The following is a 7,270-nucleotide window of genomic DNA, read 5'->3' as shown; positions in this document are numbered from 1 at the left end:
GCTATATTTTTAAACTAAAAATCAGTAAAAAAGCACTTTAAAAGTTAGGACATCTCACTAACTTTTAAAGTGCAAGGGAAATATAGGAAAGCTATTTGTAGTGATAGCCTCTCACTTACAAGTTCTTAATCTTCACGAATGACTTCTACACGATAACCATCAGGGTCAGTAACAAAATAATAATGTCCTGGATTTCCCGGAAGACCACTGATATCTGTTGTGGGATACCCTAAAGCCTTATGTTTGGCATTATCAGCCTCTAAATCATCAGAAGATAATGCAAGATGAGAAAAACCATCTCCAACAGTATATGGACCATGATTATAGTTATAAGTTAGCTCAATTTCAAAAGAATCTCCCTCTAAAGCGAGATAAACCAAGGTAAACTGATGCTCTGGATAGTCTTTACGACGTGTTTCCTTAAAGCCAAATGCTTCCTCATAAAATTTTTGAGATGCTTCAAGATTTTCTACACGTAAACAAGCGTGCAACATTTTTTTACTTGCCATTATCTGATCCTCCTTTAACTAATACCAGTATAACATATGTTTTTTACTTTTTTAAAAATCAGGATTTATTTTAGTTTATCTCCCTCATAACGGTGGCTCAACTCCAACCCCTCAAAGTTTTGTTGACGAAGGGCTTCATAAACCATCATACAAGCAGTATTTGAAACATTTAAACTTCTAACATGTTCATCATTCATTGGAATACGAAGAGCTTTTTCAGGATGCTGGCGCATAAACTCCTCTGGTAGCCCTTTGTCTTCTCGTCCAAACATAAAATAGTGGTCACCATCTTTATTCAAATCAGCATCTGAATAAGTTTGATCTGCAAATTTAGTGATAAGATGAAGTTCCCCTTGATACGAAGCCATAAATTCCTCTATATTATCATAAAAATGAACATCTAATTTATCCCAATAGTCTAAACCTGCTCGTTTCATTTTTTTATCATCAATCGGAAAGGCCATTGGCTTAATGATATGTAGTGGACTATTAGTAGCCGCACAGGTTCTAGCAATATTTCCTGTATTTTGTGGAATTTGAGGTTCAAATAAAACAATATGATTACGACCAAAAGATACTTGAGACATTGATTCCTCCTAGTTATTTTTACATAAAAATAACCACGCTGCCCGGAGTCTAGCTCAGCAAACAGCGTGGTTTGGGATGATTCGTTAACTTAAATCATAACAGGTTTGATTTAAACCAGCGAATAGCATGTGATTATTATATCACTTATGTGACCATTGTCAACCTATTTTTTCGTTTTTTTCCATTATTTTTAGGGGGCATCAAAAAATGTTACAGGACTATTTCAGTTTATTATAATTAAGAAAAAACTAATGATTTTTTGGCAAAAAAAGAGTATGATAAAAGGTATCATTTGGAGGTTTAACATGAGAATTATTGTTATTGGCGGAGGAAAAGTTGGAACTGCCCTTTGCCGATCACTTGTTGAAGAAAAGCATGATGTCATCTTAATCGAAGAAAAAGAAAGCGTTTTGAAAAAAATCACCAAGCGCTATGATATCATCGGTATCCTAGGAAATGGGGCCAACCATAAGATTTTAGAGCAAGCTGATGTTCAAGATTGTGATATCTTTATTGCTCTCACAGATAAAGACGAGCTCAACATGGTAGCGGCCGTTTTAGCAAGAAAAATGGGAGCCAAAGAAACTGTGGTTCGTGTTAGAAATCCTGAATACTCTAACTCTTATTTCAAAGATCAGAATTTCCTTGGTTTCTCACTTATTATCAATCCAGAATTACTGACAGCTCGTTATATCGCAAATACCATTGATTTTCCAAATGCACAATCCGTAGAACATTTTGTGAATGGTCGTGTCATGTTGATGGAATTTAAGATTACTGAATCTAATAAACTCTGTCAAATGTCGCTCAATCAGTTCCGAAAAAAATTTGGAAATATCCTAGTCTGTGCCATTGAACGTGGACAAGAGGTTCTCATTCCTGATGGAGAGCAAACCATTTTACCGGGAGACAAAATTTTTGTAACTGGAAACCGCGTTGAAATGGTCTTATTCCATAACTTTGTCAAGGCTAAAATTGTCAAAAACCTCATGCTCATTGGGGCTGGAAAAATTTCCTACTATCTCCTTAATATTTTAAAAAATACCAAAATTAATGTTAAGGTCATTGAACACCATCTGGATCGTGCTGAATTTTTTAGCCAAGAATTTCCTAAAATCCATGTTGTACACGGAGATGGTACCGCAAAAGATGTCTTGTTAGAAGAAAATGCTGCTGGTTTTGATGCTGTAGCCACATTAACTGGGGTTGATGAAGAAAATATTGTAGCCTCCATGTTCTTAGAAAGTATTGGCGTTCAAAAAAACATCACTAAAGTCAATCGAACAAGTCTTTTAGAAATTATTGAGCACAAAGAATTTTCTACTATTGTAACGCCTAAAAATATCGCTGTCGATTCTATTATGCACTTTATTCGCGGTCGTGTAAATGCACAACACTCTAGCTTAGAGGCTATGCACCACTTAGCTCATGGTAGAATAGAAACCCTACAATTTGAAGTTAGAGAGCAAAATAAACTGGCCGGTAAAAAACTTTCTTCCATAGCTTTTAGAAACAATGTTTTAATTGTAGGCATTATCCGTAAAGGAAAACCTATTTTCCCTACGGGAGAAGATAGTTTGGAAATTGGGGATAAGGTCGTTGTCATCACACTCTTAAAAAATGTGACCCATATTTATGACTTGTTAGCGAGGTAGTGTAAATGAATAGATTGATGGTTCGCTACTTGCTTTCAAAACTCTTGCTTATTGAAGCTGTATTGCTTATCCTTCCCTTGATTGTCGCGCTGATTTATAAAGAAGATTTTCTTATTATATCTGCTATTTTAAAAACTATGGGAATACTTCTAGTATTTGGGATATTAGGACAGCTTTTCAAACCAAAAAATTATCATATCTATACCAAGGAGGGAGTCTTGATTGTTGCTCTCTGTTGGATTTTATGGTCCTTTTTTGGTGCACTTCCTTTTGTTTTTAGTGGTCAAATTCCTAGCTTGATTGATGCTTTTTTTGAAACAAGTTCTGGATTTACAACTACTGGGGCAACGATACTTCCTGATGTTTCTGTTTTAAGCCACTCCATGATTTTCTGGCGAAGTTTTACCCACCTCATTGGAGGAATGGGTGTACTGGTTTTTGCTTTAGCCATCATGAACAACACAAAAAATGCCCACTTAGAAGTCATGCGGGCAGAGGTTCCTGGTCCTGTTTTTGGAAAAATTGTATCCAAGCTAAAAGATACCGCACAAATCCTCTATATCATTTATTTAGCGATGTTTGCAATCTTTACTGTGATATTATATCTAGCTGGCATGCCTTTATTTGATAGCTTTATCACAGCCATGGGCTCAGCTGGTACAGGAGGATTCACGGTCTATAATGATGGTATCGCTCACTACAATAGCTCTCTCATTACGGTGCTTGTTGCTATTGGTACCCTAGTATTTGGTGTGAACTTTAACCTCTACTATCTATTATTGCTAAGAAAAATAAAAATCGTCTTGAAAGATGAAGAATTGCGACTTTACTTGCTGATTGTCGCTACTTCAACATTATTAATTTTCTTAAACACGGGAGGAATTTACAACTCTGATAAAACAGCACTGGAGCTCATCTTCTTTGAAGTATCGACTGTTATTACAACTACTGGTTTTCCAATAACAGACCTAACTGTATGGCCGTTATTTTCACAATATATTTTATTACTATTGATGTTTATTGGTGGCTGTGCTGGTTCTACAGCTGGCGGGTTTAAGGTTATCCGTGGTTTAATCCTTTCAAAAATAGCTAAAAATCAAATTTTAGCTAGCTTATTTCCAAACCGTGTTCACTCGTTACATATTAATGATAACGTGTTAGATAAAGAAACTCAAAGTGGTGTCTTGAAATACCTTTCAGTCTATACCATGATTTTCATTTTCCTTGTCTTAATTATCAGCCTAGATAATAACAATTTTATGGTTGTCCTTAGTGCTGCTTCTAGTACATTTAATAATATCGGTCCCCTTTTAGGAACAAATGAAACCTTTGCGATTTTTAGCCCATTTTCAAAATTATTACTTTCTTTTGCCATGATTGCTGGACGATTGGAAATCTATCCTCTTCTCCTGCTATTCTTACCAAAGACTTGGTCTAAAATCTAATCCCCTACAAAAACACTCCTGAGATTGCCATCACAGGAGTGTTTTTTCTAATCTTCATACTAAAGGTCTCTAGCTAGAGATCATCTTTTCCTAGTTCTTTTCAAAGTAAAATGATCAGGTACAGGATCTTCTCCTGCTTTTGTTAGAGGGTGACAACGTAAAATACGGGCTATTCCCATTAAAATTCCCTTGAGCCCGTGTTTTTCGATCGCTATGATCATATACTGGGAACAAGTTGGCTGGAAACGACAGGTTGCTGGAAAAAAAGGGGAGATCCCCTTTTGATATAACTTGACCAAATAAATAAAAAATGATGTCATTTTTGTTTTGTAATCGCTGCATTATGAAGTTGACTAACTTCTTTTTTGTTTAGACGGCGTGCTTCACCTGGTCGAAGTCCTGATAAGTCTAGAGTCCCAAAACGCGTACGTGATAGCTTATCGACTGGCAAGCCAATAGCCTCAAACATCTTCTTAACTTGATGATTGCGCCCTTCATGAATCACTAATTCCACGACTGAGCGATTTTTTTCACGATCTGTCTTTAAAATGGTATAACGGGCTGGCTTGGTTTTTTTACCATCAATCATAATCCCTTTGACCAAGGGACGAAGGTTTTCCTTAGTGGCAAGCCCCTTAACACGCGCAAGATAGACCTTATCAATTTCATTTCTAGGATGGATCATCTTATCTGTAAAATCTCCATCATTTGTCAGAATTAATAGACCTGATGTATCCCAGTCTAAGCGACCAACTGGATAGATTCGCTCTTTAACATCTGGTAGTAAATCAATTACAGTCTTTCTTCCTTTTTCATCTGATACGCTAGAAATGACACCGCGTGGCTTATTTAAGAGGTAGTAAACTTTCTCTTCATTATAGATTGGGGTTCCTTCAACTTCTACTCTATCACCTGATTTAACAGTAGTAGCGAGCTCTGTCACAACATTTCCATTAATTGTTACCAAACCTTGTTGAATTAAAGACTCAGCTTTTCTTCGACTACATAAACCAGCATGAGCAATATATTTATTAATTCTCATTTTCTTCCTCTAACTCTCTTTCCTCAAATAGATTAATTTCGCCTTCTTCCTCTTCTAAGCTTGAAATATCCAGTAATTCTTCTATATGATTAATTCCCATAAAATCTAGAAAATAGGCTGTTGTTTCATATAACTTTGGACGACCAATAACCTCTTTATGACCAGCTACCGCAATCAAATTGAAGGCCAATAACTTACCAATTGCACCACTTGAATTTACGCCTCTAATCTGATCTATTTCAATACGTGTAATCGGCTGCTTATAAGCAATAATAGATAAAACCTCCATACTAGCCCGAGACAAACTCTGATTGATTGGTGTTTTTGCATATTGGCGCAGAAGATCAGCATGGTCTTCTTTTGTCACTAAACGGTATTGATTGGCTGTACTAATCAGACACAAAGCACTCTCTTCATCTGCCTTATATTTATCTTTTAATTTTTCTAAAGATTGGACTAAACCAGTTGGAGGCATCTCTAACATTTCTGCTAATTGCCGTAAACTTAGTCCCTCTTCTCCTGCTATAAATAAAAGTGCCTCTATTTTTGCGAGACTGCTCATCTCTCCTCCTTCATTAAAAGAATTTCCCCAAAATTTTCAGACTGCTCTATTCTTAAAGATTGTACTTTAATCAATTCTAAAATAGCTAAAAATAATGTAATCAACTCATTCTTATGCTGTCGCTTACTAAATAACTGGCTAAGAAGGATTTGTTTATTGGCGCTTAAAATAGTGTCAATCTCAACCATCATATCTTCAATTTTATAATCCTCTGCCGCCACTGTTGTCTCCATCTGAGACCCTTTACTTTGATGCTCAGAGATCACTTTAGAGAAAGCTAAAAACAAATCAATAACCGTCTTATCAGGGAGTAATTCAATATCTTCATAGACTAATTCTGTTTTTTCTTTTGAAAAAAAGTGGGTACGTTTGGCATGTTGCTTACCGAGATATTGACTGGCTATCTTATAACGGCTGTACTCCTCAATTTGCTCAAGTAATTCTTGTTCCAGATCCTCCTCATCTACTATCTGACTAGCAACTTTCGGTAAGAGTTTTTTACTTTTAATTAACATTAGCTGACTGGCCATTACCATATATTCTCCAGCCACTTCTAAACGCATAGCCTGTAAAGTCTTAATATAAGCAAGATACTGTTCAATCACATCAGTAATAGGGACGTCATAAATATCCATCTCATATTTTGACACAAGATGCAACAAAAGGTCTAAGGGACCTTCAAAATCTTTTATCTTTATCTCCATATCACTTAAAATATTTCTCCAGTGTTACTTGACTCTTCAACCCTAAGGTTTTAGCAATCTCCAAACTATTAAGGCCTTTTTGTTTCTGACATAAGATATACTGCTCTCTTAATCTTTGAGCATTTAAATCTGATAAACCTTGCTCTTCCAAGAAAAAGCGCAATTGGTTAAAAATCCATTGCCGCGAATAGACCTTCCCCTGATGCTCAAAAAGATAAAGCTGTGAAGAAAGATAATCCTCTAAATACTCTGCCAAATTAGAAGATAACTTGATAATACGATGATGCCCGTCACGACTAATAGCCATTACCTGAAAAGTAAGATCAATGTCTTCTACTTTCAATTGAAGTAACTCATTTGGTGATAAGCCACACTCCAAAATTAACAAGGCAATCAATTTTCCTTTAGGATAGTCAGTTTGAACAGAATAAAACTCCAAATCCAGCACTGCATCCTGTATCGGTTCTTTATCTAATTTTTCGCGGTTTTCCAAACGAAAATAATGCTCAACTGCTTGCTTAGAATAAAGATAATACAAAAATTGATTGACTATAGATATTTTCCGTTTTTTAGCAGATACTTTTAAATCCACTAGAGAAGCTTCGTATAAGCGTAACTTACTCTCTCTTATTTGTCCATCTACAACTTTCATAAATTGTTGCAAATCATAATAATAAGATTGTCGAGAATTTGCCGATAACTTCTTCTCCTCAATAAAAGCTTCTACTAAATCTAATATCATTACTCAATTCCCAAAATCATCTT

9 protein-coding genes are annotated in these 7,270 nt (G+C 35.7%); 2 read left to right on the top strand and 7 right to left on the bottom strand.

What is annotated here, in order from left to right; all coding sequences use genetic code 11:
- Positions 1-125: 125 nt before the first annotated feature.
- Positions 126-509, bottom strand: coding sequence for a lactoylglutathione lyase (gene gloA / locus ACQRDX_RS02910; protein WP_427894236.1), 384 nt, complete (start codon positions 507-509; stop codon positions 126-128).
- A 65-nt stretch (positions 510-574) separates the two neighbouring features.
- On the bottom strand, positions 575-1,096 hold the full coding sequence (locus ACQRDX_RS02905) for a tRNA (cytidine(34)-2'-O)-methyltransferase (RefSeq protein ID WP_427894238.1): 522 nt from the start codon (positions 1,094-1,096) through the stop codon (positions 575-577).
- A 306-nt stretch (positions 1,097-1,402) separates the two neighbouring features.
- On the opposite strand from ACQRDX_RS02905, the gene trkA reads away from it, so the two are divergent.
- Together trkA and ACQRDX_RS02895 are read left to right on the top strand one after the other, a co-directional pair.
- Positions 1,403-2,752 (top strand): Trk system potassium transporter TrkA, encoded by a 1,350-nt coding sequence (trkA, locus tag ACQRDX_RS02900; RefSeq protein ID WP_427894240.1) that lies wholly within the window; start codon positions 1,403-1,405, stop codon positions 2,750-2,752.
- A gap of 5 nt (positions 2,753-2,757) precedes the next feature.
- Positions 2,758-4,197, top strand: a complete 1,440-nt coding sequence (locus tag ACQRDX_RS02895; RefSeq protein WP_427894242.1) for a TrkH family potassium uptake protein — start codon at positions 2,758-2,760, stop codon at positions 4,195-4,197.
- Between the two features lie 80 nt (positions 4,198-4,277).
- On the opposite strand, the gene yidD is transcribed toward ACQRDX_RS02895, so the two are convergent.
- Genes yidD through xerD form a run of 5 tightly spaced genes read right to left on the bottom strand, consistent with a single transcriptional unit; the run spans position 4,278 to position 7,247 of the window.
- Positions 4,278-4,517 carry a membrane protein insertion efficiency factor YidD gene (gene yidD / locus ACQRDX_RS02890; protein WP_354369539.1) on the bottom strand — a complete coding sequence of 80 codons (240 nt, stop codon included), beginning with the start codon at positions 4,515-4,517 and terminating at the stop codon, positions 4,278-4,280.
- A complete protein-coding gene (locus ACQRDX_RS02885) occupies positions 4,514-5,239 on the bottom strand; it encodes a pseudouridine synthase (protein WP_427894244.1) in 726 nt (241 codons plus the stop codon). The genes yidD and ACQRDX_RS02885 overlap by 4 nt, the downstream gene beginning before the upstream one ends.
- Positions 5,229-5,801, bottom strand: coding sequence for an SMC-Scp complex subunit ScpB (scpB, locus tag ACQRDX_RS02880; protein ID WP_427894246.1), 573 nt, complete (start codon positions 5,799-5,801; stop codon positions 5,229-5,231). The genes ACQRDX_RS02885 and scpB overlap by 11 nt, the downstream gene beginning before the upstream one ends.
- The gene (locus tag ACQRDX_RS02875; protein ID WP_427894248.1) at positions 5,798-6,505 is read right to left on the bottom strand and encodes a segregation/condensation protein A; all 708 of its coding nucleotides are present in this window, start codon (positions 6,503-6,505) and stop codon (positions 5,798-5,800) included. Before ACQRDX_RS02875 ends, scpB begins: the two co-directional genes overlap by 4 nt.
- A gap of 1 nt (position 6,506) precedes the next feature.
- Positions 6,507-7,247: a site-specific tyrosine recombinase XerD gene (gene xerD / locus ACQRDX_RS02870; RefSeq protein ID WP_354369531.1), complete on the bottom strand. Its 741-nt coding sequence runs from the start codon at positions 7,245-7,247 to the stop codon at positions 6,507-6,509.
- Positions 7,248-7,270: the final 23 nt, after the last annotated feature.

This window comes from Streptococcus sp. SGI.013 (genome assembly GCF_050315295.1).
Classification (GTDB): domain Bacteria; phylum Bacillota; class Bacilli; order Lactobacillales; family Streptococcaceae; genus Streptococcus; species Streptococcus porcorum.
The sequence above is the reverse complement of the archived record's forward strand: the minus strand, read 5'-3'. Positions and strand labels throughout refer to the sequence as shown.